Raw genomic sequence first — 25,871 nt, 5'->3', positions numbered from 1 at the left:
TCCGCCCGGCAAGCCATGCAGGACCTGATTGCGCGCTATGGACTGGGGCTGGTGTTCGTCAACGTCCTGGCCTTGTCGCTGGGCCTGCCGGTGCCAGCACTGCCCACGCTGATCCTGGTCGGGGCGACCTATGCGCTGCTCGACGGGGCAGCGATGTGGGGTGCGTTGCTGGGCGCATTGGCGGTGTCGATCGTGGCCAGCCTGCTCGGCGACCTGCTGTGGTTCGGCGCCGGCCGCCGCTACGGCAACCGCACCCTGCAGTCGCTGTGCCGGCTGTCGCTGTCGCGCGACACCTGCATGAAGCGCACCGAGCGCTTCTATGCGCGCTGGGGCGTGCGCGTGCTGGCGGTGGCCAAGTTCGTGCCCGGCCTGTCGATGGTGTCGGTGCCGATGGCCGGCGCAATGCGCGTGCGGCCGGTGGCCTTCCTGCGCTACGACGCGCTGGGCGCGACGCTGTGGGCCGGCGGCGGGTTATTGCTGGGCCTGTGCTTCGCCGACCAGGTGCAGGACTTGCTGGATTGGCTGAGTTTGCTCGGCAGGCGCGCGGCGCTGTTGCTGGTCGGCCTGCTGGCGCTGTACGTCGGCTACCGCGCCTGGCGCCGGCAGTCGCTGCGCAAGGCGATGGAGACTCGGCGCATCGAGGTCGACGAGCTGCATGCGCTGCTGCAGGGCGAGACGCCGCCGCTGTTGCTGGACATTCGTGCGCCGGGCTACCGCACCCTGGAGCCGTATGCCATCCCCGGTGCGCTGGAAGTGGACGATCGCCAGGTCGATGCGCTCGTCGCACGCTTGCCGCGCGACCGCAGGATCGTCATCTACTGCGCCTGCCCCAACGAAGTGTCGGCCGCGGTGCTGGCCAAGCGCCTGCGCCAGCATGATTTCGAGGACGTGCTGCCGCTGCGCGGTGGCCTGGATGCATGGCGTGCGGCGGGCCATCCGGTGGTCGTGCTGGACGCTGCGGCTGCAGTGGTACTGGCACCGACGGGCAAGACGATCGCGGCGTGAGTCGGTGCGGCGAAGGCATCATGCGTGCCGATGGTGCCTGCGACGCACAGGCCGTGCGTGCGTCCCGCCTGATGCAGGCGGTGCGTTGTCCGCGGGCGCGTGGGCGGCTGTGCACGGCGAGGCAAGTTGTGCGGTCATGCGCTTGATCCTGTTGCCTGTGCCGCCTGCGCTTCGCTGATGCGGCGACCCGCTGCAATGGGCGAGCTTCACGTCGCGACGTTCACTTGCCGTTCCTTGCCTTGCGGTTGGATGCGCAGATGATGAATCGACACAACGAATCGACAGAGCGACCGGCGCGGCCAGCGCGTGTTTGCGGCGACGACCTCGCAGGGCGTGCGCCGAAGCGACTCCTCATACTCACCCTCATCCTTGGAGACAGCCATGCACATCGATCTATCCGGTAAAACCGCCCTCGTCACCGGCTCCACTGCCGGCATCGGTTTCGGCATCGCCAAGGGCCTGGCCGCGGCGGGCGCCGAGGTCGCGCTCAACGGTCGCGACCAGGCCCGCACCGAGGCCGCGGTGGCTGCCCTCAAGCGCGACGTCGCCACTGCCCGCGTGCGTGCCGTGGTGGGCGACGTGGCGACCGCGGCCGGCTGCGAGGCGATCGTCGCGGCGCTTCCCGCCGTCGACATCCTGGTCAACAACGCCGGCATCTTCGGCATGCAGGACTTCTTCGAGACGCCCGATGCGGAATGGGAGCGCTTCCTGGCGGTGAACGTGCTGTCCGGCGTGCGGCTTTCCCGTGCGTATCTGCCGGCGATGGCGGACAAGGGGTGGGGGCGCGTGCTCTTCGTCTCGTCGGAGTCCGGGCTCAACATCCCGGTCGAGATGATTCACTACGGCGTGACCAAGACCGCCGATCTCGCCCTGTCGCGCGGGCTGGCCAAGCGCATGGCCGGCACCGGCGTCACCGTGAATGCCATCCTGCCCGGGCCGACGCTGACGGAAGGCGTCGCCGCCATGTTGTCCGACCAGGTGCAACAGTCCGGCAAGTCGCTGGACGAGGTCGCCGCCGACTTCGTCAAGGCGCATCGCGCCAGCTCGATCATCCGCCGCGCCGCGACGGTGGAAGAAGTTGCCAATCTCTGCGTCTACGTCGCCTCGCCACAGGCGTCCGCGACCACCGGTGCGGCGCTGCGCGTCGATGGCGGCGTGGTGGACACCATCGCCTGAGCCGGGCAGGGGCCTCTGCATTCGCGCACGCGAGGCCGAGGCGGTGCGTGCCGCCGCCTCGTAATGTCTGGCGGATCGCCGGCCTGGAGTTGAAGTGCCGATGCGCGAGGCGGTGCCGTGATCGGCACCTTTCCGTGTGCGCATGCGTCACTCGTCGTTGCGCGCGTCGTGCAACCGGAATCACGCAGGCAAAAAAAACGACAAGCGCTAGCTTGTCGTTTTTGATCTGACTGGTGCGCCCGGAGAGATTCGAACTCCCGACCGCCTGGTTCGTAGCCAGGTACTCTATCCAACTGAGCTACGGGCGCGTTGTCAGGCGCGGGATTATTCACGAGTTGCGGCGATTCGTCTACACCTGCGTGTCGTCTCCATGACGAATCGCGAACGAGTGCGCTCTCGGCGCGGTCTCGATGCGATCGCATTGCGGCGGCAGGGCAAAAAAAAACGACAAGCGGTGGCTTGTCGTTTTTCATCTGACTGGTGCGCCCGGAGAGATTCGAACTCCCGACCGCCTGGTTCGTAGCCAGGTACTCTATCCAACTGAGCTACGGGCGCGTCGTCAGGAGCGGAATTATGCGGGAGTCGATCGGGCCCGTCAATGCTCTTCCTGGAAAAATTTCACCGATCCCCGACCAGCAACGCCGCGGCCACGGCCGCAGGCCGCTTCATCCAGGCGAAATGGTCGGCGGCCACGCCCAGTTGCGTGGTGTCCAGGCGATGGATGTGCGCTGCCGGCGACGCCAGCTTGTCCAGCAGGCCCCGCAGCGAGCTCTCCGGCGCCAGCCAGTCGTCCTGCAGCACCACGCCACGCGCCGGCACCGTCAGGTGCGCCAGTTGCGCCTCCAGGTCGATCGCCAGGCCGGCCGCGGCGTAGCGGCCGCTCCGACCGACGCGCGCCCAATCGGCGATCAGGCCGCGCGCTTCGGTGCCGCCGAAGCCCAGGCGGCGTCCATGCAGCACGCCTTGCCGCTGCGCCAGCCATGGCAGCAGGCGGTACGCCAACGGCAGCAGATAGCCGCGCGGCGCGGGAAACCGGCGCCAGTACGGCGTGCCGCTGGCGACCAGCCACAGCGCGGCGAAGGCCTGTGGTTGCAGACTGGCATGGCAGCAGGCGAGCTGTCCGCCGAGGCTGTGGCCGCCGACGATCAGCGGCGCCGCGATCCCGCACCCGCCGATCGCCGCCTGGCTGGCCGGCAGGTCCAGTTGCAGCAGGGCGCGATAGCCCCAGTCGCACTGCCGCGACGGCCGCAGCGTGCTGCTGCCGTTGCCGCGCCATTCGTGCAGGAACACCGCGACGCCGTGTGCGGCCAGCGTTTCGGCGAACGGCAGGTAGTGGCGCGCAGCCACGCCCAGCGCCGGCAGCCACAGCAGCGCCTGCCGCGGCACGGCGGGAACGCGCGCCAGCAAGCTCCAGCGATGGCCGTCGGCCGCGGCGACGGGCAGGGCGTGCTCGGCGACCGCCGCCGCGGCGATGGGCGCTGCGCTCATGGGCCGCGCGCCGCGCCGAAGTGGTCCAGCACCGCTACGTCGCTGCGGCCGGGCCGGTAACTGCCGCGCAAGGCGCGCGCCACGTAGTCGATCGCCGCTTCGCAGGCGGCCGGCAGCGCCAGGCCCTGGCACAGCTGTGCGGCGATCGCCGCGGCCAGGGTGCAGCCGGTGCCGTGCGCGTCCAGCGGCAGCCGCGCATGGCTGAACTCGCTGCGGCTGACGCCGTCGTCGTATCGGTCGATCACCCGCTGGCCTTCCTGCAGGTGGCCGCCCTTGAGCAGCACCGCCTGCGCGCCGGCCTCGAGCAGCGCGGCGGTGGCGTGCTCGGCGTCGTCGGCGGTGTCGATCGGGCGGCCGAGCAGCAACTGCGCTTCCGGTACGTTCGGCGTCACCAGCGTCGCCAGCGGCAACAGGCGGCTGCGCAGTGCGTCGAGCGCGTCATCCTGCAGCAGCTTGGCGCCGCTGGTGGCCACCATCACCGGGTCCAGCACCACCCACGGTGGGCGATATTCTTCCAGCGCATCGGCGACCAGGTGGATCACATCGGCGTTAGCGAGCATGCCGAGCTTGACCGCGGCGATGTCGAAGTCGGCGAAGCAGGCGTCGATCTGTGCGCGCAGGAACGACAGCGGCGGCACGTGTACCGCGGTGACGCCGCGGGTGTGCTGCGCGGTCAGCGCGGCGGCCGCCGCCAGCCCGTGCACGCGGTGCGCGGCGAAAGTCTTGAGATCGGCCTGGATGCCGGCGCCGCCGCCGGAATCGGTGCCGGCGATGCTCAGTGCGGAGACGACGGTGGGTTCGCTCATGCGCCGATTGTGCAGGGCCGGCGCGGGTTATGCACTCGGCCGCGCCTTCAGCGCTCGCGGCTGCGGTAGTGCGCCTGCAGCGCGTACAGCGTGCCGACCGTGCCGGTCAGCAGGGCGGGGCCGAGCAGTGCGTCGAAGCCGACCTGCCGATAGGCCCAGGCACCGAGCACGCCGCCGCACAGAAAACCGCCGATGATCAGCAGGCTCAGGCGGATGCGCCGGCGCGGCAGCGGCAGGCCGCGCAGCGCCTGGCCCAGGCCGATGCCCAGATCGGTGAACATGCCGGTGAGGTGGGTGGTGCGCACCACCGCGCCGCTGTAGATGGTGGTGGTGGCGTTCTGCAGGCCGCAGGCGATCGCCGCGAGCACGGCGCCGGCGAGTTGCTGCTGCTTGAACGCCTGCATCGCGGCCAGCAGCAGCAGCGCCTCCAGCGCCAGCGCCACGCCGTAGCGGCGGCTCAGGCGCAGGCGGCTGTCCTGCACGATGAAGCCGCCGAGCATCGATCCGCCGAGGAAGGCCAGGACCACGCCGGCCAGTTGCGCGATCGCGCGGGCGTCGCCATCGGCCAGCGCCGCGCCGAGCAGGGTCGTAGTGCCGGTGAGGTGGGTGACCGCCTGATGTTCGAAGCCGAGATAGCCGACCACGTTGACCATGCCGGCGACCGCGGCCAGCGTGCCGGCGAAGGCCCAGGCCCAGCGGGGCAGTTCCAGGTTCATGCCGCGCGCGGTGCGGCCGCGGCGCGGCGACCGCGCTGTGCGGCCGCCCCGGCACGCCGCCAGTGGCACCTGACCGCAGCCATCTCAACGTGCGCCGTTGACCGCGATCTCGGAGAAGCTGGCGCTCGCCGGGTCGTAGACCGCGCCCCAGAAACGGTTGCCGCCGCCGCAGGCCTTGACCGCGTCGACCGTGGGATCGCGCTCGCTGCTGTCGTCCGGCGCGAAGGCGTTGACGTAGATCGCCTGCTTGCCGCGGTACAGGATGCCGACGTACTGGCGATCGGACGCGGTGGGATCGGCGATCTGTGGCTGCAGTTGCGTCAGGTGCGCTTCCAGTTGCGCGATCTGCTCCGGGGTCGGAATCCAGTAGCCGGTGACCGCGCCGCCCTGGCGCGCCGGGCTGTCGCGCGAGCAGGTGTCCAGCACCTGCGTCGCGGTGCTGTTGCGGGTGACGATCCACGACTGCCCGGCCTTGACCGCGGTCGGCACCATGGCCGGCCCGCGCGCGGTGGCGCAGGCGCCGAGCAGGGCCATGGCCAGCGCCATGCCTGCCAGGCGCACGCCGGCCGCCGCGTTCACAGGACCTCCGAGGCGTAGTCGGCCAGGCGCGAGCGCTCGCCGCGGCGCAGGGTGATGTGCGCGCTGTGCGGCCAGGCCTTGAAGCGGTCCACCGCGTAGGTCAGGCCGGAGGTGGTCTCGGTCAGGTACGGCGTGTCGATCTGCTCGACGTTGCCCAGGCACACGATCTTGGTGCCGGGGCCGGCACGGGTGATCAGCGTCTTCATCTGCTTCGGGGTCAGGTTCTGCGCCTCGTCCAGAATCAGATAGCGCGACAGGAAGGTGCGCCCGCGCATGAAGTTCATCGAGCGGATCTTGATGCGGCTGGCGAGCAGGTCGTTGGTGGCCTGGCGGCCCCAGGTGCCGCCTTCCTGGGTGTGGGTGAGTACTTCCAGGTTGTCGGTGAGCGCGCCCATCCACGGCGTCATCTTCTCTTCCTCGGTGCCAGGCAGGAAGCCGATGTCCTCGCCGACGCTGACCGTGGCGCGGGTCATGATGATCTCGCGGTAGCGTTGCTGGTCCATGGTCTGCGCCAGGCCGGCGGCCAGCGCCAGCAGGGTCTTGCCGGTGCCGGCGGTGCCGAGCAGGGTGACGAAGTCGATTTCCGGGTCCATCAGTGCGTTGAGCGCGAAGTTCTGCTCGCGGTTGCGCGCGGCGATGCCCCACACCGCGTGCTGGCCGCTGCGGAAGTCGTCGACCAGCGCCAGCGTCGCCTTGCGCTCGGCGTTGACCTTGACCACGCGCAGTTCCACTTCGTCCTCGCCCGGCAGGTACAGGTACTGGTTCGGATACCAGTCCTCGTCGGCGGCCAGGGCGATCTCGTAGCAGGTGCGGCCCTTGTCGCTCCAGCTGCGCAGGTCCTGGTTGTGCTTCTGCCAGAAATCCTCCGGCAGTTCGATCGCGCCGGTGTAGAGCAGGCTGAAATCGTCGAGCGCGCGGTCGTTCTCGTAGTCCTCGGCGACCAGGCCGCTGATCGCGGCCTTGATGCGCAGGTTGATGTCCTTGGACACCAGGATCACCGGGGTTTCCGGGTGCTCCTCGCGCAGCGCCAGCACCGCGGCCAGGATCTTGTTGTCCGGGGCGACGCTGCCGAAGCTGCGCCCCGGCTCGACCGGGCGCACCTGGAAGTACAGCCGGCCGATGGCGCCGGTGCTCTTGAGCTGGATGCCCTGCGGATGGCTGAGCGGAATGCCGGATTCGATCTGCTCGGCGCCGGCGCCCTCGATCAGCTCGTTGAGGAAACGGCTGACCTGGCGCGCGTTGCGGCTGACTTCGGACATGCCCTTCTTGGCATTGTCCAGTTCCTCGATCACCTGCATCGGCAGGAACACGTCGTGTTCCTCGAACTTGAACAGCGCGGTCGGATCGTGCATCAGCACGTTGGTATCCAGCACGTAGATGCGCTTGCCTCGGGTCATCATGGATTCCTGAAAGAGGAGCAGGGACGCGCCATCGCTGCCTGCGGGGCAGGGCGATGCGGGGTGCGGGAAACGGCGGTGGTCACTGCTGGGCGGCGGCCTGCAGCGCGTCGAGCACGGCCTGGGCGTGGCCGGGAACCTTGACCTTGCGCCAGCTGCGGACCAGTTGGCCGGTGGGCGAGAGCAGGAAGGTGCTGCGCTCGATGCCCAGCACCTGGCGGCCGTACATGTTCTTTTCCTTGATCACGTCGAAGGCGCGGCACAGCGCTTCGTCGGCATCGCTGACCAGGGCGAAGCGGAAGCCCTGCTTGGCGCAGAAGTTGTCGTGCGACTTCACCGAGTCGCGCGACACGCCGAGCACGGTGGCGCCGGCCTGTTCGAACTGCGGCAGCAGCGCATTGAAATCGATGCCCTCGGTGGTGCAGCCGGGCGTGCTGTCCTTCGGATAGAAATACAGCACCAGCCAGCGGCCGGCGTAATCGCCGAGCGTGGCGCTGGCGCCGCCGGACAGCGCCAGCGGCAAGGCCAGCGTGCTGCGGTCCAGGGTGTCGCCGTCCTTCATGGGGTGTCCTCCGCGTGCATCGCCATCATCTGCGTTCGATTGCGTCGGTGTCCAGCGCGGCGCACTCAGAACTTCATCGGGTCCATGATCGCGTCCAGGTTGAGGTGGTCGCAGAACTCGAGGAAGTCGTCGCGCAGCGCGGCGATGTGCATGTTCGCCGGCACCCCGATCGTCACCTGCGCCGAGAACATCTCCGCGCCGGTCTGCATGGCGCGGTAGCGCGTGCTCTGCAGGTTCTCGATGGTGATGCCCTGGCGGTCGAAGAAGTCGGCCAGCTGGAACAGGATGCCCGGTTTGTCGGCGGCGATGACTTCGACGATGTACGGCAGCAGATTGGACTGCGCCTGCTTGGCGCCGGTGCGGTACCACACCAGCTTCATGCCTTCCTCGCGGTCGAGGCGGGTGAGCATGGCTTCGAGCTTGGCCACCGAATCCCACGAACCGGTCGCCAGCGCGGTCACCGACACGTCGCGGCCGACCGTGGCCAGGCGCGCATCGACGAGATTGCAGCCGCTGTCGGCGATGCGACGCGTCACCGGCAACAAGGGCGACTCCGGATGCGTCGTGTAGGCGTTGATCAGGAGGTGGTTTTCGGTCGGCGCGGGCCGGGGCGTGGTGTCGGTCAAAGGGGCTTCCGGCATTGCGTAAGGCTGAACGGCATCCGGGCGGTCGCCCGGCATGGTGTGCAGCATACTTGCCCGCGCTTTCGGGCCGCAAGTAACATGCGGGGCGACCCTGCCCCGCGTGCGGGGCCGACCCGTCCGCGCAGCCTGCGCGGCCCTCTTCTCCCAGCGAGCACCCGGCATCTTGTCCCTCTCCGGCATCATCACCGCCCTGGCCACGCCCTTCCAGGGCAATGGCGACCTCGACCTCGACGCCTGGCAGCGGCTGCTCAAACGCCAGCTCGACGGCGGCGTGCAGGGGTTGGTGGTGGCGGGATCGACCGGCGAGGCGGCCACGCTGCTGGACGAGGAGTACGACCGGATCCTGCGCGAGGCGGTGCAGACGATCGGCGGGCGCTTACCGGTGCTGGCCGGCACCGGCCTGTCCGGCACCGCCAAGACCGTGGCGCTGACCCAGCGCGCCGCCGCCGGTGGCGCGCAGTACGCGCTGGTGGTGACGCCGCCGTACGTGCGCCCGACCCAGGCCGGGCTGATCGCGCATTACACCGCGGTCGCCGAGCAGGGCGGCCTGCCGGTGGTGCTGTACAACGTGCCCGGCCGCACCGGTTGCGACCTGCTGCCGGAAACCGTGGCGCAGCTGGCGCAGCACCCGAACATCGTCGGCATCAAGGATGCCAGCAGCGACCCGCAGCGCATCGCCGCGCTCGCCGCCCTGCGCAGCGATCGCTTTGCCGTGTTCAGCGGCGACGACGGCAGCGCCGCGCAGGCGATGTTGGCCGGCTACGACGGGCTGATCTCGGTCGCCTCCAATGCCTTGCCGCGCGCCTACCGGCGCCTGTGCGACCTGGCGCGCGCGCGCCAGGCCGAGCCCGCGCAAGCCTGGGATGCGCGGCTGCAGCCGTTCCATGCGTTCTGCGGCATCGAATCCAACCCGATCCCGGTCAAGGCGCTGCTGCAGCGCGCCGGGATCGGCCACGGCCTGCGGCTGCCGCTGCTGCCGCTGTCCGCGGCGCACCACGCCACGGCCGACCGACTTGCCGCCGACGCTGCCGCGTTGGAAGACCTATCCAGCCGCGAAACGCTCGCGGCCTGACTTCAGGAGATTGATTGATGCGTGCTTCCGTTCCCTACGTCCGCGTGCTGTCGGCCGCCGTCCTGGCGACCACCCTGGTCGCGGCCACCAGCGGTTGCAGCTGGTTCCACAAGGGCAAGCCGCGCGGCGACTACGCGCTGGCGCCCGACATGCGCCCGCTGGAAGTGCCGCCAGATCTGACCTCGCCCGATACCTCGGCGGCGATGAAGGTGCCGGCGCTGGCCTCGGCGCAGCGTCCTGCGGCCCCGGCCGGCCAGGCCCCGGCGGCGTCGAACAGCGGCTTCGTGGTGCCGGGGACGCGCGACCAGGTGTTCGGCCAGGTCGGCGACGCGCTGGGCGGCATCGAAGGCGTCACCATCGCCAGCCGCGCGCAGCTGCTGGGTTCCTACGACGTGGCCTACGAAGGCAGCAACTTCCTGGTACGCGTGGTGGCGGTGGATGCCGGCGTGTACGTCTCGGCGGTGGACCCGCGCGGCCTGCCGGCCACCGGCGAAGCACCGGTCAAGCTGGTCGCGGCGCTGAAGGCCAAGCTGGGCCATTGAGCCGGTGCGGGTTCGGCGCGTGCGCCGGATCTGTTGCAGAACGCAAAACGGGCGCCGCAGTGCGCCCGTTTTCGTTCGGCGAGAAAGGAGTGCAAGGGCAAGCGCCGTTCCTTGCTTCAGCGCGACGCTGCGTGCCGTACCCTCACCCCAACCCCTCTCCCGGTGGGAGAGGGGCTTCGGCTTCTTCCTTCTCCCCTCGGGAGAAGGTGCCCCGAAGGGGCGGATGAGGGTACGGGCGAAGCCTCGCGTCCTACGAGGGTGTAACCGCGTGTCCGATTGAGCGGCGGCAACGCGAGTTGTCAGAGGCGGCCTGAAGCCGCAGCTTGCCTCTACGGTTTTGTACGGTCTGGCGGGCGGCGCCTTGGCAGAATCCGCGGCGGGATTACTTCTGCAGCAGCGGCAGCTTGTTCGGCTTGCCGTCCCACTCGGCGGCGTCGGGCAGCGGTTCCTGGCGCGTGGTCAGCACCGGCCAGGCCTTGGCCAGTTCCGCGTTGAGCGCGACGAAGCCTTCCTGGCCGGCCGGCACGTCGTCTTCGGGATAGATGGCGTTGGCCGGGCATTCCGGCTCGCACAGGGTGCAGTCGATGCACTCGTCCGGATCGATCACCAGGAAGTTCGGGCCGGCGTGGAAGCAATCCACGGGGCACACTTCCACGCAGTCGGTGTATTTGCACTTGATGCAGTTTTCGGTGACGACGAAAGGCATGGCTCGATCCGGCGATTAACCCGGTGATTCTAATGCAAAGCGGCGGTTGCCGCCGTGTGTGCAAGGCGCCGGGAGGGCACGGCCGGCGCGCGTGGCTCAGCCGGCCAGGCCGCCGTGCTGCTGCGCCAGCCGATACAGGCCGCGTGCGGCCAGATCCTCGGGGTGGGTGCGCACGCGGCTGCCGAGCTTGGCCAGGGCATGCGCGTAGCGCGCCAGCAGGCCGCTGCCGCCGACCAGGTGCACCACCGGCGGCAAGACGGGGTGCGCGCGCAGTTCGTGGCCGATCAGCAGGCCGGACAGATAGGACGGTGCCGCGGTGCCGCTCAGGCGGTCGAACAGGCCCAGGCTGCGCACGCCGAACAGATGGTGCAGCAGGCCGCCGGGCTCGCCGCTGCGCTGCACGCCGGCATCGAACGCGGTTGCATCGAAGCCGCCGTCGTCGGCATCCATCAAGCGCGCCAGCAGGCTGTGCGTGCGCAGAAGCGCATACAGTTCGCCGGTCATCATCGTCGCCACCGAGGCGATGCGGCCGTCCTGCAGCGTCACCCACTTGCTGTGGGTGCCGGGCAGGCAGACGTGGTGGGCCTCGGCCGTCGGCGGTTCCTGAGCGAGCAACGCGAGCAGGCCGATCAACTGGGTCTCCTCGCCGCGCATCACGTCCGGCACGGCGTCGGCGTCGCTGGCCACGCCGGGCACGAACCACAGCGTGCGTCCGGGCAATGCAGGATCCTGCAGCGGCTGCATCGCCGCGGCCAGCGCGGCGGCGTCGGCCGGGCAGGGCGCGTACGGCAGTTCGATCCAGCCGTTGCGGCTACCGATCATTCCGCACAGGACGACGTCGCCGTCCCAGCCGTCGATCAGGATGGCCAGGGTCTCGGCGAAACGGCCCTGGCAGGCGGCGATGCCCTGGTCGCTGCGGCGCTGGTCAAGGATGCCGCCCTCGGCGTCGAGCCGATAGCCGCGCAGGCTGCTGGTGCCCCAATCGACGACGATCATGCGCTGGCGATGCGTCCTTCGGGCAGGCCGGCGATGCCCACCGCGGCCACGTACACGCCGCCGGCCTGCGGCGTGCGCGCCAGTTCGTCGTCGCTGTGGTCCTGCCGCGAGGTGCTCAGGAACAGGGTGCCGCCATCGGCACCGCCGAGGGCGGGGCAGGTGGGATGCTTGACCGGCAGGGCGACGCGGCGCTCGACGCTGCCGTCGGGGCGATATCGCACCACCTGCCAGGCGCGCCATTGCGCGTTCCACAGGTGGCCTTCGGCGTCGACGATGGCACCGTCCGGCTCGGCACCGGCATGATCCAGTTCGGCGAACACGCGGCTGTTGGCGGTGTGCGCGCTGTCTGGGTCGTAGCCGCAGCAGAGGATGCGCGGCTGCACCGAATCGCAGTAGTACAGGGTGCGGCCATCGGCGCTGAAGCAGATCGCGTTGGGGATGGCCACGCCCGGCAGCGGCAGGCGGCGCAGGCCGTGGCGTGCGGACCATTGGTAGAAGCTGCCGACTGGCGCCTGGTCCTCGCGTTCGCTCATGGTGCCGAACACGAAGTTGCCGTGGCGATCGGCGCGGCCGTCGTTGCTGCGGGTGTCGTCGCGCTCCGGTTCCACGTCCGCCAGGTGCTGCAGCGGCAACGCGCCGTCGGTCTCGGCGGCGGCATCCGGATCGGCCGCGTACACGCCCTTGGCCAGTGCCAGCAGCAGGCGGCCGTCGTCGAACAGGCCCAGGCAGCCGGGACGATCGGGCAGGTCCCAATGACGGCTGACATTGCTGGCCGGATCGTGGCGCCACAGGCGGCGGCCGCTGATGTCGACCCAGAACAGCACGCCGCGGCGCTCGCACCACAGCATGCCTTCGCCATGCGCACAGCGGCTGTCCACCGCCAGCGTGGCGGTGTGGCGGGGCGGAAGAGAGACGTTCATCGGCTCACCATTCGGCGATGCTGCCGTCGGCGTGACGCCAGATGGGGTTGTGCCAGTCGGGTGGGTTGGCGTTGGCATGGCGCAGGCGCTCCTCGTCGATTTCCACGCCGAGGCCCGGTTTGGGCAATGCGGCGATGCTGCCGCCATTGTCGCAGGCGAAGTCGTCCTTGTTGATCACGTAGTCGAGCAGGTCGGCGCCTTCGTTGTAGTGGATGCCGATGCTCTGTTCCTGCAGCACCGCGTTGTGCGAGACGAAATCCACCTGCAGGCACGCGGCCAGCGCCACCGGGCCGAGCGGGCAGTGCGGCGCCAGGCCGACCTCGTAGGCCTCGGCCATGCTGGCGATCTTCAGGCATTCGGTGATGCCGCCGGCATGCGAGAGGTCCGGCTGCAGCAGCGACAGGCCGCCGGCCTGCAGCACCGGCTTGAAGTCGAAACGCGAGAACATGCGCTCGCCGGCCGCCAGCGGGATCGGCGTGGACGCAGCCAGCCGCGGGTAGTACTCGGCCTGCTCGGGCAGCACCGGCTCCTCGACGAACAGCGGCTTGAACGGCTCCAGTTCGCGCAGCAGCACGCGCGCCATCGGCGCGGCGACGCGGCCGTGGAAGTCGATGCCGAAGTCGATGGCGGTGCCGAACGCCTCGCGGATCTGCGCGACCTTGGCCACCGCGGCATCCACCGCGCGCGGGCCGTCGATCAGCTTCATTTCCTCGGTGCCGTTGAACTTGAAGGTGTCGAAGCCGAGGTCGCGGTAGCCCTGGATCTGCGCGATGGTCGCCGCCGGACGGTCGCCGCCGACCCAGCGATAGGTCTTCATGCGGTCGCGCACGCGCCCGCCCAGCAGTTCGTACACCGGTACGCCCAGCGTCTTGCCCTTGATGTCCCACAGCGCCTGGTCGATGCCGGCGATGGCGCTCATCAGGATCGGGCCGCCGCGGTAGAAACCGCCCCGGTACAGCATCTGCCAGATGTCGTTGATCCGCGCCGGGTCCTTGCCGATCAGGCTGTCGCCGAGTTCGCGCACCGCGGCCTCGACGCTGCGCGCGCGGCCTTCGATGACCGGCTCGCCCCAGCCGGTGATGCCCTCGTCGGTCTCGACCTTCAGGAACAGCCAGCGCGGCGCGGCGTGGTAGGTGGTGAGGCGGACGATCTTCATGCGCGGTCCAGATAGGCGTGGCGGAAGGCGGCGGCGTGCGCCTGGGTCTGTGTCAGCGGCTGGCCGGGGCGGTACAGCTCGCCGCCGATGCCGGCACCGATCGCGCCGGCGGCCAGGTAGTCGTGCAGGGTCTCGGTGTTGACGCCGCCGACCACGAACAGCGGCACTTGCGCCGGCAGCACCGCGCGCAGGGCGCGCACGTGGCCGGGGCCGTAGGTGGCGGCGGGGAACAGCTTGAGCATCTGCGCGCCGGCGTCCAGCGCGTCGAACGCCTCGGTGGCGGTGGCGAAGCCGGCCACCACCTGCATCCCGCGCGCCACCGCGTGGCGGATCACCGGCGGGCGCGTGTTGGGGGTGACGATGAAGCGCGCGCCCAGATCGGCCAGCGCGTCGACGTCGCCGATCTGCAGCACCGTGCCGCCGCCGATCCAGCAGCGCTGCCCGAATGCCTGTGCGGCCGGGCCGATGCTGTCGGCCCAGCGCGGCGAGTTGAGCGGGATCTCGATCGCGTCGTAGCCGGCGTCGGCCAGCGCCCCGACGTGCGCCAGCGCGTCCTCGGGGGTGAGACCGCGCAGGATCGCGATCAGCGGGAGTCGGAACGGGGAGGCGGCGGACATCGGAATACCTGGCAGAAACGGCGGTGACGGAAGCGCCCGGCCAATGCGGCGCAGCGGCGGGACCGGACGGCGGGGCCGCTGCAGTCCGCGCCATGCGTCGGCGCGCTGGCTCCACCCGACAACCTCCGCTGCCGGCGGGCCGGTGCCCGACGACGGCGACGCCAGCGGGGGCGCGATGGGCCGTAGCCTGCGCGCGTGAGCTATGCTCTGCAAATGAAATTTTAGGCATATTCTATTCCGCCGCCGAATACGCGGCTCCGCTCCCCCAGGACGCCTGCCCACGATGAATGCCTCTGCCAATCCCTGGTTCAATGCCGCGCGCCTGAAGACCCGGCATCTGTTGCTGCTGCTGCAGTTGCACGAGCATCGCTCGGTGCTGCGCGCGGCCGAGGCGGCCAGCATGACCCAGCCGGCGGCGTCCAAGCTGCTGGCGGAAATGGAGGACCTGCTGGGGGTGAAGCTGTTCGAGCGCCACGCGCGCGGGGTCGAACCGACCTGGTACGGGCAGGTGCTGATCCGCCGCGCGCGCGCGGCGATGTCGGAGATCGGCCGTGCCCAGGAAGAGATCGCCGCACTGTGCGAAGGGCGCATGGGCCAGGTCTCGATCGGCACCGTGGTCAATCCGGGCACCAACCTGGTGCCGCAGGCCATCGCCGAGGTCAAGCGCGAGTTCCCCGGCATCCTGGTGCGGGTGGAGATGGACTACAGCCGGCCGCTGGTGGCCAAGCTGCTCGACGGCCAGCTCGACATCGTGATCGGCCGCATCCTCGGCCCCTACGGCGCCGAGGCGCTGGAGTTCGAGCCGCTGGCCGACGAGCCGCACTCGGTGATCGCGCGCGCCGGCCACCCGCTGTCCACCCGCGCCGACCTGCGCCATGCCGACCTGGCCCGCTACGGCTGGGTGCTGCCGCCGGCCGACAGCGTGCTGCGTGCGCGCCTGGACGCGATGTTCCTGGAGCACGCGGTGCCGGCGCCGCAGAACGTCATCGAGACCTCGTCGCTGCCGGTGATGACCAGCCTGCTGCGCGGCAGCGACCTGCTTGCCGCGCTGCCGGCCGAGGCGGTGGCGCCGTATGTGCAGGCCAAGCTGCTGACGGTACTGCCGATCACGCTGGGCGTGCGCATGGAATCGTTCGGCATCGTGCGCCGTCGCGACTATCTGTTGCCGCCTGGCGCCGAACGCGTGTTGCTGGCGTTGCGCAATGCCGCCAAGCGGCTGTATCCCGAACGGGCGGCGAGTATTTGAATGCCTCCGCGGGCGCTGCACGCTGCAACCGGACGATTTCGTAGACATGCCGTGGTGCGCATCCCGCTAGTCGGGAATCGCATAGCTTGACGGGAATTTTTCATTTGTTTCACGCCAGGCGCATTCCTAGTCTCGGCCGATCGCGCTAGCGACCGACCTGCCACTCTGCGCAGCGGCGCCATCCGATACGGCAGCGGCTGAGACCGAGGCCGTCACAACTCGCAGGACGGCGCCCTGGTGCGACCGTCGCCCGTGTCTGTGTGCATGTCTCCTGGGAGGGAAACAGCATGGCATCGCAGCATTCTTGTGGTCCGGCTCTGCCGACCGCAGCGTCACGTCGTCCCCGTGTTTTGCCGCGTTCGCTCATCGCGCTGAGCATCGGCCTGCTGCTCAGCGCACAGGCACTGGCGCAGGAGGCGGAGCCGGCGAGCGCACCGCCTGCCGCGCGCAAGAAGGGCGACCCGGTGACCCAGCTCGATGCGGTCGAGGTCAAGGGCGTGCGCGGCAGCCTGATCAAGTCGCAATCGATCAAGCACGATGCCGAGCAGATCGTCGATTCGGTCAGCGCCGAGGACATCGGCGCATTGCCGGACCGCAGCGTCACCGAGACCCTGCAGCGGGTCAGCGGCGTGACCATCGATCACTTCATGGCGCGCAACGATCCGGACCACTTTTCGGCCGAAGGCAGCGGAGTGATGATCCGCGGCATGACCCAGGTGCGCGGCGAACTCAACGGCCGCGACAGCTTCAGCGCCGCCAGCGGGCGCGGGCTCAGTTTCGAGGACGTGCCGGCCGAGCTGATGGCCGGCGTGGACGTGTACAAGAACCCGTCGGCGGAGATCATCGAAGGCGGCCTCGGCGGCACGGTCAACCTGCGCACGCGCATGCCGTTCGACCAGCCCGGCCGGGTGATCGGCTTCACCGCCGACGCCAACTACGGCGATCTGAGCAAGACCTACAAGCCGTCGGGCTCGTTCCTGTTCAGCGATCGCTGGAGCACCGGGCTCGGCGAGATGGGCCTCATGCTGGATGTCGCGCATTCGGAGCTGGCCACGCGCAGCGACGGCATCCAGGTCGAGCCGTTCGTGCGTCGCACCGATCCCGCGTTGCTGGCCGGCACCACGTTCGACAAGGTCTACGTGCCGGGTGGGGTCAACTGGCGGCAGATGGACTTCGAGCGCAAGCGCAAGGGCGTGGCCGCTGCGTTCCAGTGGCGCCCCAGCGACGCCACCGACATTTATGTGCAGTACCTGCGCTCGTCCTACGACATGAACTGGCGCGACCGCGCCGCGTTCTTCAACGACGACACCAACGCCATCGTGCCGGCGCCGGGCACCACCTTCACCTACGACAGCGAAGGCCGGTTCGTCAGCGGCTCGCCGGTGTCCAACTCCTGGCGCGGCAACGTCACCGGCAACGACGGCGTGCGCTTCTACACCGACAACCGCTATGCCCAGCAGAGCACCACCACCTCCGACCTGTCAGGCGGCTTCAGCCATCGCCTGACCGACCGGCTGACCGTGCGCGGCGACATGCAACTGGTGCGCTCGCAGAGCGACGTGCTGGATTTCACCTTGTTCAGTTCGATCTACCTGCCAGGCCTGAACGTGGACCTCGGTGGCCGCTACCCGGCGGTGACCCTGGCCGACCCCGGTTACACCGCCAGCCCCTCCAACTATTTCTGGAGCGCGGCGATGGACCACCTGGCGAAGAACCGCGGCCGCGAACTGGCCACGCGCTTCGACCTGGAATACAGCTACGACGACAACCCGTGGCTGCGTACCTTCCGCGCCGGCATCCGCGCCACCGATCGGACCCAGACCAACAAGAACTCCGGCTACAACTGGGGCGTGATCACCGACAACTGGGCCACCATCCCCGGCCCGGCGACCGGCCTGGCCGACCTGGCCAGCTACATGACCGCCTCGTCGTCGCTGTACACCTACTCGAACCTGTTCCGCGGCAAGGTGAACGTGCCGACCCAACTGGTCTTTCCGCGCAACAGCGCGGTCAAGGACTACGCCGGCACCTCGGCGTTGATCGAGCAGATCGTTGCGCTGCGCGGTTATGGCTGGGCCCCGGACCAGTACCAGTTGCAGGACACCAACCGCCAGTTCGAGCGCACCCAGGCCGCATACATGGTGATGTACTTCGGCAACGACGACGCGCTGGGCGTGCCGGTGGACGGCAACATCGGCGTGCGCGTGGTGCAGACCAAGACCGAGGCAGCGGGCTACGGCCAGTACCCGGACCTCTCCGCCACCTCGGCCTCGGGCGACCTCAAGTCCCGGTACTACGGCCAGTACTTCCAGAACTACGCGCAGGGCCGCTACACCGACGTGCTGCCGAGCTTCAACCTGCGCTTCAAGTTCTCCGATGCGCTGCAGCTGCGCCTGGCCGCGTCCAAGGCGATGGCGCGGCCGGACTACACCCAGTTGCAGCCATACCTGCTGTTGGCTGCCACCATGAACGACGACGGCTCGCCGAAGGACTGGACCGGCACCGCCGGCAATCCCAACCTCAAGCCGATGAAGGCCGACCAGTACGACGCGGCACTGGAGTGGTACTTCGACAGCAGTGACATGATGTACCTGACGCTGTTCTACAAGAGCGTCAAGGACTACTTCTCCAACCAGACCGTCACCGAGAACTACGGCGGCCAGGATTTCCTGGTGACGCGCCCGTACAACATGGACAAGGGCCGCATCCGCGGCTTCGAGTACGGCTACACCCAGTTCTTCGATTCGCTGCCGGGCTGGATGAGCGGCTTCGGCGTCAATGCCAACTTCACCTTCGTCGACAGCAGCGGCGGCGTGAACACGGCCACCGATCCGTACACCAAGACCACTGTCACCGGCGTGGCGTTGCCGCTGGAAGGCCTGTCGCGGCGCAGCTACAACCTCGCCGGCATCTACGAGAAAGGACCGCTGTCGGTGCGCCTGGCCTACAACTGGCGCTCGCGCTACCTGCTCACCGCCAGCGACGTGGCGACCAAGCTGCCGACCTGGTCGGACGACTACGGCCAGCTCGACGGCTCGGTGTTCTACCGCTTCACCCCGCACCTGCAGTTGGGCATCCAGGCCAACAACCTCACCAACGCGGAGACCAAGGTGCTGATGGGGCCGACCTCGTACAGCGACGGCGAGGTCGACCGCCGCCTGTACACGCGCAGCTGGTTCGTCAACGATCGCCGCTACTCGCTGGTATTGCGCGCCAACTGGTAGGCGCGCGGCGTCCGGCACGCGGACCGCCTGCCCGAGCGGGCGGCCGCTGCCGGCCTTTCCCCCGACGTAGGAGCCGCTCATGGCAAGACCGCTGCATCCCACCGTTCGCCGCCTGGCGCTGCTGGCCCTGGCGTTCGCATCATGGCCAGCCGCGGCGGAACTGCAACTGCCCTTGCTGTTCGCCGACGGCGCCGTCCTGCAGCGCGATGCGCCGATTCCCGTGTGGGGCTGGGCCACGCCCGGCGCACGCATCCAGGCGCGCCTGGACGGCGCCAGCGCCAGTGCGGTCGCGGGTGACGATGGCCGCTGGCAATTGCAGTTGCCGGCGCATGCGGCCGGTGGCCCGTACCTGCTGGAGGTGCAGGGCGACGGCAGCCAGCGGCGCATCGGCGATGTGCTGATCGGTGACGTGTGGCTGGCCAGCGGCCAGTCCAACATGGAGTGGCCGCTGGCGCAGGCGCGCGACGGCGCACGCGAGGTGGCGGCGGCGACGGATCCGCAGCTGCGCAACTTCAAGGTGCCCAAGGCCTGGGCGGCGCAACCGCAGCCGCGGCTGCCCGGCGGCAACTGGGTCGCGGCCACGCCGGCCACCGCTGGCGCGTTCTCGGCGGTGGCGTACTTCTTCGCACGCGACCTGCGCCAGCACACCGGCGTGCCGATCGGCATCATCGACAGCACCTGGGGCGGCAGCGCGATCGAGGCGTGGATGGACGCGGCCTCGCCGGGCGTGGACGCGGCGCAGGTACGTACGCGCATCGCGCAGATGCAGGCCAAGGACGCACAGGATCTGGGCGAGACCCGGCGGCGGCTGGCGCGCTGGCCGCAGGCGACGGACGCGCAGGCGGATGCCGGTTGGGCCGCCGCCGATCTGGACGACCGCGACTGGGATCGCCAACCGCTGCCGGGGCTGTGGGAACAGCACGGCTACGTCGGCATGGATGGCGTCGCCTGGTATCGCACCAGCTTCACCCTGAGCGCGGCCGAGGCCAAGGCCGGTGCGGTCGTGGGGATCGGGCCGGCGGACGATGCCGACACCACTTACGTCAACGGCGTGGAAGTCGGCCACACCGAAGGGCGCTACACCGAGCCGCGTCGCTACCGCGTGCCGCCCTCGGCGCTGCGTGCCGGGGTCAACCACGTCGCGATCCGGATCCTGGATACCGGCGGCTTCGGCGGCATTCCCGGCGATGCGGCGGCGTTCTTCGTGCAGCCCGATGGCGGCCAGCCGCGCTCGCTCGCCGGCGACTGGCGGTTCCGTCCGGGCAAGGTCACCCTGGCCGCCAACGACGACAAGAACCAGATCCCGACGTTGCTGTACAACGCGATGATCCACCCCCTGCAGCCGTTCCCGGTCAAGGGCGTGATCTGGTACCAGGGCGAGAGCAACGCCTACCCGTATGGCGCGCTGCGCTATCGCGAGCAGTTCGCGTCGCTGATCGGGCGCTGGCGGCAGGAGCGCGGGCAACCGCAACTGCCGTTCCTGTGGGTGCAACTGGCCAACTGGAAGGCCGGCAACGACCAGGGCGACCTGAGCCCCTGGGCGCAACTGCGCGAATCGCAGACCCGGACGCTGGCGCTGCCGGCGACCGGGCAGGCGGTGACCATCGACATCGGCATGCCGGACAACATCCATCCCACCAACAAGCAGGACGTGGGGCATCGCCTGGCGCTGGTCGCACGGCACGTGGCCTACGGCGAAACGCTGGTCTACAGCGCGCCGGTATTCGTGCGCGCCACATTCGCCGACGGCCAGGCGCGGGTAATGTTCGACATGATGGGCAGCGCGCTGGCGGTGCGCGACGGTGGCGGCGCGGTGCACGGCTTCGCCCTGGCCGGTGCCGATCGCCGCTTCCATCCGGCGCAGGCACGCATCGAGGGCGATCAGGTTGTGGTGCGCAGCGACGAAGTGCCGCAGCCGCAGGCGCTACGCTACGCCTGGAGCGAAAACCCCGAAGACGCCGACCTGGTCAACCGCGAGCAGTTGCCGGTGGGTCCGTTCCGCACCGACAGCTGGTGAGGCAGGGTACACGCCTGATGCGAGGAACCTGGCCGCAGCCGCGCGTCGTACGCCGCGGATGGGTGCTGCAGTGCCTGCTGTCGTTGCAGCTGGCCGCCTGCCAGGCCGCGCCGGATGCACCGCCGACCCATGCGCGCGCTGCTGCCGCCACCGCCGCGCCATCCGCGCCGGCGCAGATCCCGATCCCGCGCCTGGTCAGCAGCGACGGCCGCCACGCACTGTTGGTCGATGGCGCGCCATTCCTGATCCTCGGCGCGCAGGTCAACAATTCCAGCAATTATCCGGCGGCGCTGGCGCAGGTGTGGCCGGCGATTCGCGCGCTGGGGCCGAACACGGTGCAGGTGCCGATTGCCTGGGAACAGGTGGAGCCGGAAGAGGGGCGGTTCGATTTTTCCTTCGTCGACACGCTGCTGGCGCAGGCGCGCACGCAGCGGGTGCGGCTGGTGCTGCTGTGGTTCGGCACCTGGAAGAACAACGGCCCCAACTACGCGCCGCACTGGGTCAAGACCGACGATGCGCGCTTCCCGCGGGTGGTCGCGCGCGATGGCCGGCGCCTGGGTTCGCTGTCGCCGCTGGCGCCGGCCACGCTGGAGGCCGATCGCAAAGCGTTCGTCGCCTTCATGCGCCATCTGCGCCAGGCCGATCCGCAGCGCACCGTGATCATGGTGCAGGCCGAGAACGAGCCGGGCACCTATGGCAGCGTGCGCGACTTCTCGCCGATGGCGCAGCGCGTGTTCGACGGGCCAGTTCCACAGGCGCTGCTGCAGCGGCTCGGCAAGCCGGCTGGCAGTTGGGCGCAGGTCTTCGGCGCCGAGGCCGACGAGATCTTCCACGCCTGGCACATCGCGTGCTTCATCGACCGCGTCGCCGAGGCGGGCAAGGCCGCGTATCCCTTGCCGATCTACGTCAATGCGGCGTTGCGCGGCCCGTTCAATCCCGGCCAGCCGGGGCAGTACGCCAGCGGCGGCCCCACCGACAACGTGCTGGACGTGTGGAAGGCGGCGGCGCCGCACATCGATCTGTTGGCGCCGGACATCTACATGCCCGAGTACCCGCTGTACACCACGGTGCTGCAGCGCTATGCGCGGGCGGACAACGCACTGTTCGTCGCCGAGACCGGCAACCGCCCCGAGTACGCGCGCTACCTGTATCCGGCGCTGGGCCACGACGGCATCGGCTGGTCGACCTTCGGCATCGACTACAGCGGCTACTCCAACTCTCCGCTCGGCGCCAAGCGCGTGGACGCGCAGACGCTGGCGCCATTCGCGCTGGGGTACCGCGCGGTGGGAATGGGCATGCGTGTCTTCGCCAAGGCTGCCGCCGCCGGCAAGTTGCACGGCACCGCCGAGGCGCCAGGCCAGGCGGTGCAGGAACTGCCGCTCAACGCGCGCTGGAGCGCCACCATCACCTATGGCGTGCCGCAGTTCTGGTTCCAGGGCGAGCCGCCCGGCAATCCCGCGCCGATCGGCGCGGCGCTGATCGCCGAACTCGGTCCGGACACCTTCCTGGTCACCGCCCATCACGCGCGGGTGACCCTGCATCCGGCCAGCGCGGCGACCGCGAACATGCTCTACGACCGGGTCGAGGAGGGCGTGTACGACGGCGAGCAATGGCGCTTCCGGCGCAACTGGAACGGCGACCAGACCGATTACGGGCTGAATTTCTCCGACGTGCCGCAATTGCTGCGCGTCACGCTGGCGACCTACTGACGACGCGGCGGCGCCAGCGGCGCCGTGTTGCGTGACCATCCAAGGGAGTGAACATGCACAACGCGAACCGTCACCTGCCGCCCTCGTTGCAACGCCTGTTGCTGCTGTCGCTGGTGCTTGCCACCGCGTCCGCCGCCGCGCAGCAGGTGACCCGCGAGGCCGACGGCGTCACCGTGCATCCCAGCGCCAAGGACGCAGCGCCGGTGCGCCTGCAGGTGATCGACCGCGGCATCGTCCGGGTTAGTGCCGATCCGACCGGCACGTTCCAGCGCACCCCCAGCCTGATGCGGGTGCCGGTGCAGGGCGACACCGGCTTTACGCTGGAACGACACGGCGAGACGGTGCAGCTCAAGACCCCCAGGCTGACCGCGCAGGTCTCCACCGTCGACGGCCATGTCGGCTTCACCGATGCGCACGGCACGCCCTTGCTCGCGGAAGTGGCGGGCGGGCGCAGCTTCGCGCCGCTGCAGGTCGAAGGGCGCGACTACCTCAGCGTGCGCCAGCGCTTCGTCTCGCCGCCCGACGAGGCCTTCTACGGGTTCGGTCAGCACCAGCAGGGCTGGATGAACCAGAAAGGCCGCGACATCGAACTGCTGCAGAGCAATCTCGACATGGCGGTGCCGTTTCTGGTCTCCAGTCGCAATTACGGCATTCTTTGGGACAACAACGCGATCACCCGCTTCGGCGATCCGCGCGGGTTGCAGCCGCTGCCGGCGACGCTGCGCCTGTACGACACGCATGGCAAGCCCGGCGCGCTCACCGCGCACTACGCGATCGACGGCACGCCGATGCTGGAGCGTCGCGAGCCGGAGATCGACTACCAGTACATCAAGGACCTGGCGAAGTTTCCCGCAGTGGCCAAGCCAGGCGACAAGCGCCGCATCCAGGTGCGCTGGGAAGGCCAGATCGAGGCCGAGCGCGGCGGCACGCACACCTTTTCGCTGTATGCCAGCGAGTACGCCCGGTTGTGGGTCGATGGCAAGCTGCTGGTCGACCGCTGGCGGCAGAACTGGAATCCCTGGCACCATGAGTTCGCGCTGCAGCTGCAGCCCGGTCAGCGGCATACGCTGAAGGTCGAGTGGGATCTGATCGACCCGAGCTACATCGCGCTGCTGCATCGCGACCCGCTGCCGGCGGCCGAGGCCGGCGACCTGTCGCTGTGGTCCGAAGCAGGGCAGATGATCGACTACTACGTCGTCGCCGGCGACAACGCCGACCAGGTCATCGCCGGCTACCGGCAACTGACCGGCAAGGCCGTGTTGCTGCCGAAGTGGGCCTACGGCTTCTGGCAGAGTCGCGAGCGCTACAAGACCCAGGACGAACTGCTCGGCGCGCTGGCGGAGTACCGCCGGCGGCAGTTGCCGATCGACAACATCGTGCTCGACTGGTCGTACTGGCCGGAGAACGCCTGGGGTTCGCACGACTTCGATCGCAGCCGTTTCCCCGATCCGGACGGCATGGTCAACACGGTGCACGCCAGCCACGCGCAGCTGATGATCTCGGTCTGGCCGAAGTTCTACCCGGCCACCGCCCACTACAAGGAACTGGATGCGGCCGGGCACATCTACCGGCGCAATGTCGAGGTGGGCGAACTGGACTGGATCGGCAAGGGCTACACCAACGCGTTCTACGACCCGTACGCGGCCGACGCGCAGGCGATCTACTGGCGGCAGATCGACGAAAAACTCAACCGCAAGGGCATCGATGCCTGGTGGCTGGATGCCGACGAACCCGACGTGCACTCCAACCTGGACATCGCCGAGCGCAAGGCGCGCACCACGCCGACCGCGCTGGGGCCGTCCACCGAGTTCTTCAATGCCTATCCGTTGCCGCACACCCACGGCGTCTACGCCGGCGACCGCGCCGCCGATGGCAAGCGCGTGTTCATCCTTTCGCGCAAGGGTTATGCCGGCATCCAGCGCAACGCCGTGGCGGTGTGGAGCGGCGACATCGCCTCGCGCTGGGAGGACATGCGCGAGCAGATCTCCGCCGGCGTCAACGTGTCGATGTCGGGCCTGCCGAACTGGACCTTCGACATCGGCGGCTTCGCGGTGGAGAAGCGCTACGAAAACCAGGATCCGGCGCATCTGCGCGAGTGGCGCGAGCTCAACACGCGCTGGTTCCAGTTTGGCGCGTTCGTGCCGCTGTTCCGCTCGCACGGCCAGTTCCCGTACCGCGAGATCTGGAACATCGCGCCGGAAGGCACGCCGTACTACGCCAGCATGGCCTACTACAGCCGCCTGCGCTACGCGCTGCTGCCGTACATCTACACGCTCGCCGGCGACACCTACCACCACGACGGGGTGATGATGCGCGGCCTGCCGATGGACTTCCCGCACGACCCCAAGGTCGCCGACATCGACGACGAGTACCTGTTCGGCCCGGCCTTCCTGGTCGCGCCGGTGGCCCGCTTCCGCGCAACCTCGCGCAAGGTGTACCTGCCGGCGGGCGCCGACTGGATCGACTTCAACAGTGGCGCTCGCTATGCCGGTGGCCAGGTGATCGACGCCGCCGCGCCGCTACAACGCATGCCGCTGTTCGTGCGCGCCGGCGCCATCGTGCCGATGATCCGCGTGCAGCAGTACGTCGACCAGACCCCGGATGCACCGCTGACCGTGGTGGTCTACACCGGCGCCGACGGCCGCTTCTCGCTCTACGAAGACGACGGCACCGGCTACGGCTACGAGCAGGGCGAGTTCAGCCGTATCCCGCTGCAGTGGGACCAGGCCAGGGGCGTGTTGCGCATCGGGGCGCGCGAGGGCCACTGGCCGGGCATGCAGGCGCGGCGCAGCATCCACGTGCGCTTCGTTGATGGCCCGCGCGAAGATGCCGGTGCGCTCGAACCCAAGGCCGACGCCACGGTGGACTACCGCGGCGAGAGCGTCGAGGTGCCGCACGTCAGCGCCGGTCGTGCCGGTGTGGCCGGCGCCGGATGAGTGTGGCGCCAGGCCGGCGAGGCGAGGGCCAGCCTACTTGCGTCGCCATCATCGCAGTGGGCTGCGTGCACGAGCGTGGCCCGTATGGACAGAGAGACGCGGCAGCAGAATTTGCTCATATGTTTGTTGCGGCGCATCAACACGGTGCCGTGTGTAGACACATCCTGTGCAGAGGCGAGACCGCACCAGTCGCCGTCGTGTCGCGCATGCGACGGGTCATTACTGCATGCAGTGACAGCCGTTGGCTCGATGCGTGTCTTGCTTTTGCATGCGTTGACCGCGAATTGGCTGCGGGGCGGCCGGATCCAGGGCGTGCGTTCCCCATCACGCGGGCGGTGCTGGCAGCGCGCGGCGCCC

The 25,871-nt window shown here is 69.4% G+C and carries 21 protein-coding genes and 2 tRNA genes; 9 read left to right on the top strand and 14 right to left on the bottom strand.

Features of this window, described 5'->3' with window-relative positions; translation table 11 throughout:
• Positions 1-15 precede the first annotated feature (15 nt).
• A complete protein-coding gene (locus PIQ37_RS09600; protein WP_342073277.1) occupies positions 16-1,005 on the top strand; it encodes a DedA family protein/thiosulfate sulfurtransferase GlpE in 990 nt (329 codons plus the stop codon).
• A 381-nt stretch (positions 1,006-1,386) separates the two neighbouring features.
• Complete coding sequence (locus tag PIQ37_RS09595) at positions 1,387-2,181, top strand: SDR family NAD(P)-dependent oxidoreductase (protein ID WP_342073299.1); 795 nt, start codon at positions 1,387-1,389, stop codon at positions 2,179-2,181.
• 231 nt (positions 2,182-2,412) lie between these two features.
• On the opposite strand, the gene PIQ37_RS09590 is transcribed toward PIQ37_RS09595, so the two are convergent.
• The 9 genes from PIQ37_RS09590 to PIQ37_RS09550 form a co-directional block, all read right to left on the bottom strand.
• Positions 2,413-2,489: transfer RNA gene (locus tag PIQ37_RS09590), tRNA-Arg, on the bottom strand.
• A gap of 170 nt (positions 2,490-2,659) precedes the next feature.
• Positions 2,660-2,736 (bottom strand) — tRNA-Arg (locus PIQ37_RS09585).
• A 63-nt stretch (positions 2,737-2,799) separates the two neighbouring features.
• Positions 2,800-3,669, bottom strand: a complete 870-nt coding sequence (locus PIQ37_RS09580; RefSeq protein WP_342073276.1) for an alpha/beta hydrolase family protein — start codon at positions 3,667-3,669, stop codon at positions 2,800-2,802.
• Entirely contained in the window at positions 3,666-4,475 is an 810-nt protein-coding gene (gene thiD, locus PIQ37_RS09575; protein WP_342073275.1) for a bifunctional hydroxymethylpyrimidine kinase/phosphomethylpyrimidine kinase, read from the bottom strand. Before thiD ends, PIQ37_RS09580 begins: the two co-directional genes overlap by 4 nt.
• Before the next feature lie 47 nt (positions 4,476-4,522).
• Entirely contained in the window at positions 4,523-5,191 is a 669-nt protein-coding gene (locus PIQ37_RS09570; RefSeq protein ID WP_267081517.1) for a YoaK family protein, read from the bottom strand.
• Positions 5,192-5,275: 84 nt separating this feature from the next.
• Entirely contained in the window at positions 5,276-5,737 is a 462-nt protein-coding gene (locus PIQ37_RS09565) for a hypothetical protein (RefSeq protein ID WP_342073298.1), read from the bottom strand.
• A gap of 29 nt (positions 5,738-5,766) precedes the next feature.
• Positions 5,767-7,167, bottom strand: coding sequence for a PhoH family protein (locus tag PIQ37_RS09560; RefSeq protein ID WP_342073274.1), 1,401 nt, complete (start codon positions 7,165-7,167; stop codon positions 5,767-5,769).
• Between the two features lie 82 nt (positions 7,168-7,249).
• A complete protein-coding gene (locus PIQ37_RS09555) occupies positions 7,250-7,729 on the bottom strand; it encodes a peroxiredoxin (protein ID WP_342073273.1) in 480 nt (159 codons plus the stop codon).
• A 65-nt stretch (positions 7,730-7,794) separates the two neighbouring features.
• Positions 7,795-8,370, bottom strand: coding sequence for a glycine cleavage system protein R (locus tag PIQ37_RS09550; RefSeq protein WP_087943489.1), 576 nt, complete (start codon positions 8,368-8,370; stop codon positions 7,795-7,797).
• Between the two features lie 166 nt (positions 8,371-8,536).
• On the opposite strand from PIQ37_RS09550, the gene dapA reads away from it, so the two are divergent.
• Entirely contained in the window at positions 8,537-9,445 is a 909-nt protein-coding gene (dapA, locus tag PIQ37_RS09545; protein ID WP_342073272.1) for a 4-hydroxy-tetrahydrodipicolinate synthase, read from the top strand.
• A gap of 17 nt (positions 9,446-9,462) precedes the next feature.
• Positions 9,463-9,987 (top strand): hypothetical protein, encoded by a 525-nt coding sequence (locus PIQ37_RS09540; RefSeq protein WP_342073271.1) that lies wholly within the window; start codon positions 9,463-9,465, stop codon positions 9,985-9,987.
• Positions 9,988-10,369: 382 nt separating this feature from the next.
• On the opposite strand, the gene fdxA is transcribed toward PIQ37_RS09540, so the two are convergent.
• The 5 genes from fdxA to PIQ37_RS09515 all read right to left on the bottom strand — a co-directional run bounded on the left by fdxA (position 10,370) and on the right by PIQ37_RS09515 (position 14,382).
• Complete coding sequence (fdxA, locus tag PIQ37_RS09535; protein WP_017909525.1) at positions 10,370-10,693, bottom strand: ferredoxin FdxA; 324 nt, start codon at positions 10,691-10,693, stop codon at positions 10,370-10,372.
• 96 nt (positions 10,694-10,789) lie between these two features.
• Positions 10,790-11,689, bottom strand: a complete 900-nt coding sequence (locus PIQ37_RS09530; protein ID WP_342073270.1) for a 2-dehydro-3-deoxygalactonokinase — start codon at positions 11,687-11,689, stop codon at positions 10,790-10,792.
• Entirely contained in the window at positions 11,686-12,609 is a 924-nt protein-coding gene (locus PIQ37_RS09525) for an SMP-30/gluconolactonase/LRE family protein (protein ID WP_342073269.1), read from the bottom strand. Before PIQ37_RS09525 ends, PIQ37_RS09530 begins: the two co-directional genes overlap by 4 nt.
• Before the next feature lie 4 nt (positions 12,610-12,613).
• Entirely contained in the window at positions 12,614-13,765 is a 1,152-nt protein-coding gene (gene dgoD, locus PIQ37_RS09520) for a galactonate dehydratase (RefSeq protein ID WP_342073268.1), read from the bottom strand.
• Positions 13,762-14,382, bottom strand: a complete 621-nt coding sequence (locus PIQ37_RS09515) for a 2-dehydro-3-deoxy-6-phosphogalactonate aldolase (RefSeq protein ID WP_342073267.1) — start codon at positions 14,380-14,382, stop codon at positions 13,762-13,764. The genes dgoD and PIQ37_RS09515 overlap by 4 nt, the downstream gene beginning before the upstream one ends.
• 283 nt (positions 14,383-14,665) lie before the next feature.
• Between PIQ37_RS09515 and PIQ37_RS09510 the strand changes: the two genes are divergently transcribed.
• From PIQ37_RS09510 to PIQ37_RS09490, 5 genes are all read left to right on the top strand, one after another.
• Entirely contained in the window at positions 14,666-15,628 is a 963-nt protein-coding gene (locus tag PIQ37_RS09510) for a LysR substrate-binding domain-containing protein (protein ID WP_342073266.1), read from the top strand.
• A gap of 287 nt (positions 15,629-15,915) precedes the next feature.
• Positions 15,916-18,852, top strand: a complete 2,937-nt coding sequence (locus PIQ37_RS09505) for a TonB-dependent receptor (protein ID WP_342073265.1) — start codon at positions 15,916-15,918, stop codon at positions 18,850-18,852.
• A gap of 79 nt (positions 18,853-18,931) precedes the next feature.
• Positions 18,932-20,869, top strand: coding sequence for a sialate O-acetylesterase (locus PIQ37_RS09500; protein ID WP_342073264.1), 1,938 nt, complete (start codon positions 18,932-18,934; stop codon positions 20,867-20,869).
• 17 nt (positions 20,870-20,886) lie between these two features.
• Positions 20,887-22,578, top strand: coding sequence for a DUF5597 domain-containing protein (locus PIQ37_RS09495; protein ID WP_342073263.1), 1,692 nt, complete (start codon positions 20,887-20,889; stop codon positions 22,576-22,578).
• Positions 22,579-22,631: 53 nt separating this feature from the next.
• The gene (locus PIQ37_RS09490; RefSeq protein ID WP_342073262.1) at positions 22,632-25,514 is read left to right on the top strand and encodes a TIM-barrel domain-containing protein; all 2,883 of its coding nucleotides are present in this window, start codon (positions 22,632-22,634) and stop codon (positions 25,512-25,514) included.
• Positions 25,515-25,871: the final 357 nt, after the last annotated feature.

The organism is Xanthomonas protegens (assembly GCF_038442435.1).
In the GTDB taxonomy this organism is placed as follows: domain Bacteria; phylum Pseudomonadota; class Gammaproteobacteria; order Xanthomonadales; family Xanthomonadaceae; genus Xanthomonas_A; species Xanthomonas_A sontii.
The sequence above is the reverse complement of the archived record's forward strand: the minus strand, read 5'-3'. Positions and strand labels throughout refer to the sequence as shown.

What these genes read in the sequence shown, in the direction of transcription:
- PIQ37_RS09490 (WP_342073262.1), top strand. Translation starts at nt 22,632, where the DNA reads ATGCACAACGCGAACCGTCACCTGCCGCCCTCGTTGCAACGCCTGTTG.
- PIQ37_RS09540 (WP_342073271.1), top strand. Translation starts at nt 9,463, where the DNA reads ATGCGTGCTTCCGTTCCCTACGTCCGCGTGCTGTCGGCCGCCGTCCTG.
- PIQ37_RS09505 (WP_342073265.1), top strand. Translation starts at nt 15,916, where the DNA reads ATGGCATCGCAGCATTCTTGTGGTCCGGCTCTGCCGACCGCAGCGTCA.
- PIQ37_RS09595 (WP_342073299.1), top strand. Translation starts at nt 1,387, where the DNA reads ATGCACATCGATCTATCCGGTAAAACCGCCCTCGTCACCGGCTCCACT.
- PIQ37_RS09525 (WP_342073269.1), bottom strand. Translation starts at nt 12,609, where the DNA reads ATGAACGTCTCTCTTCCGCCCCGCCACACCGCCACGCTGGCGGTGGAC.
- PIQ37_RS09550 (WP_087943489.1), bottom strand. Translation starts at nt 8,370, where the DNA reads ATGCCGGAAGCCCCTTTGACCGACACCACGCCCCGGCCCGCGCCGACC.
- PIQ37_RS09530 (WP_342073270.1), bottom strand. Translation starts at nt 11,689, where the DNA reads ATGATCGTCGTCGATTGGGGCACCAGCAGCCTGCGCGGCTATCGGCTC.
- PIQ37_RS09500 (WP_342073264.1), top strand. Translation starts at nt 18,932, where the DNA reads ATGGCAAGACCGCTGCATCCCACCGTTCGCCGCCTGGCGCTGCTGGCC.
- fdxA (WP_017909525.1), bottom strand. Translation starts at nt 10,693, where the DNA reads ATGCCTTTCGTCGTCACCGAAAACTGCATCAAGTGCAAATACACCGAC.
- PIQ37_RS09515 (WP_342073267.1), bottom strand. Translation starts at nt 14,382, where the DNA reads ATGTCCGCCGCCTCCCCGTTCCGACTCCCGCTGATCGCGATCCTGCGC.
- PIQ37_RS09565 (WP_342073298.1), bottom strand. Translation starts at nt 5,737, where the DNA reads ATGGCGCTGGCCATGGCCCTGCTCGGCGCCTGCGCCACCGCGCGCGGG.
- PIQ37_RS09555 (WP_342073273.1), bottom strand. Translation starts at nt 7,729, where the DNA reads ATGAAGGACGGCGACACCCTGGACCGCAGCACGCTGGCCTTGCCGCTG.
- PIQ37_RS09580 (WP_342073276.1), bottom strand. Translation starts at nt 3,669, where the DNA reads ATGAGCGCAGCGCCCATCGCCGCGGCGGCGGTCGCCGAGCACGCCCTG.
- PIQ37_RS09600 (WP_342073277.1), top strand. Translation starts at nt 16, where the DNA reads ATGCAGGACCTGATTGCGCGCTATGGACTGGGGCTGGTGTTCGTCAAC.
- thiD (WP_342073275.1), bottom strand. Translation starts at nt 4,475, where the DNA reads ATGAGCGAACCCACCGTCGTCTCCGCACTGAGCATCGCCGGCACCGAT.
- PIQ37_RS09560 (WP_342073274.1), bottom strand. Translation starts at nt 7,167, where the DNA reads ATGACCCGAGGCAAGCGCATCTACGTGCTGGATACCAACGTGCTGATG.
- PIQ37_RS09495 (WP_342073263.1), top strand. Translation starts at nt 20,887, where the DNA reads ATGCGAGGAACCTGGCCGCAGCCGCGCGTCGTACGCCGCGGATGGGTG.
- PIQ37_RS09510 (WP_342073266.1), top strand. Translation starts at nt 14,666, where the DNA reads ATGAATGCCTCTGCCAATCCCTGGTTCAATGCCGCGCGCCTGAAGACC.
- PIQ37_RS09570 (WP_267081517.1), bottom strand. Translation starts at nt 5,191, where the DNA reads ATGAACCTGGAACTGCCCCGCTGGGCCTGGGCCTTCGCCGGCACGCTG.
- dgoD (WP_342073268.1), bottom strand. Translation starts at nt 13,765, where the DNA reads ATGAAGATCGTCCGCCTCACCACCTACCACGCCGCGCCGCGCTGGCTG.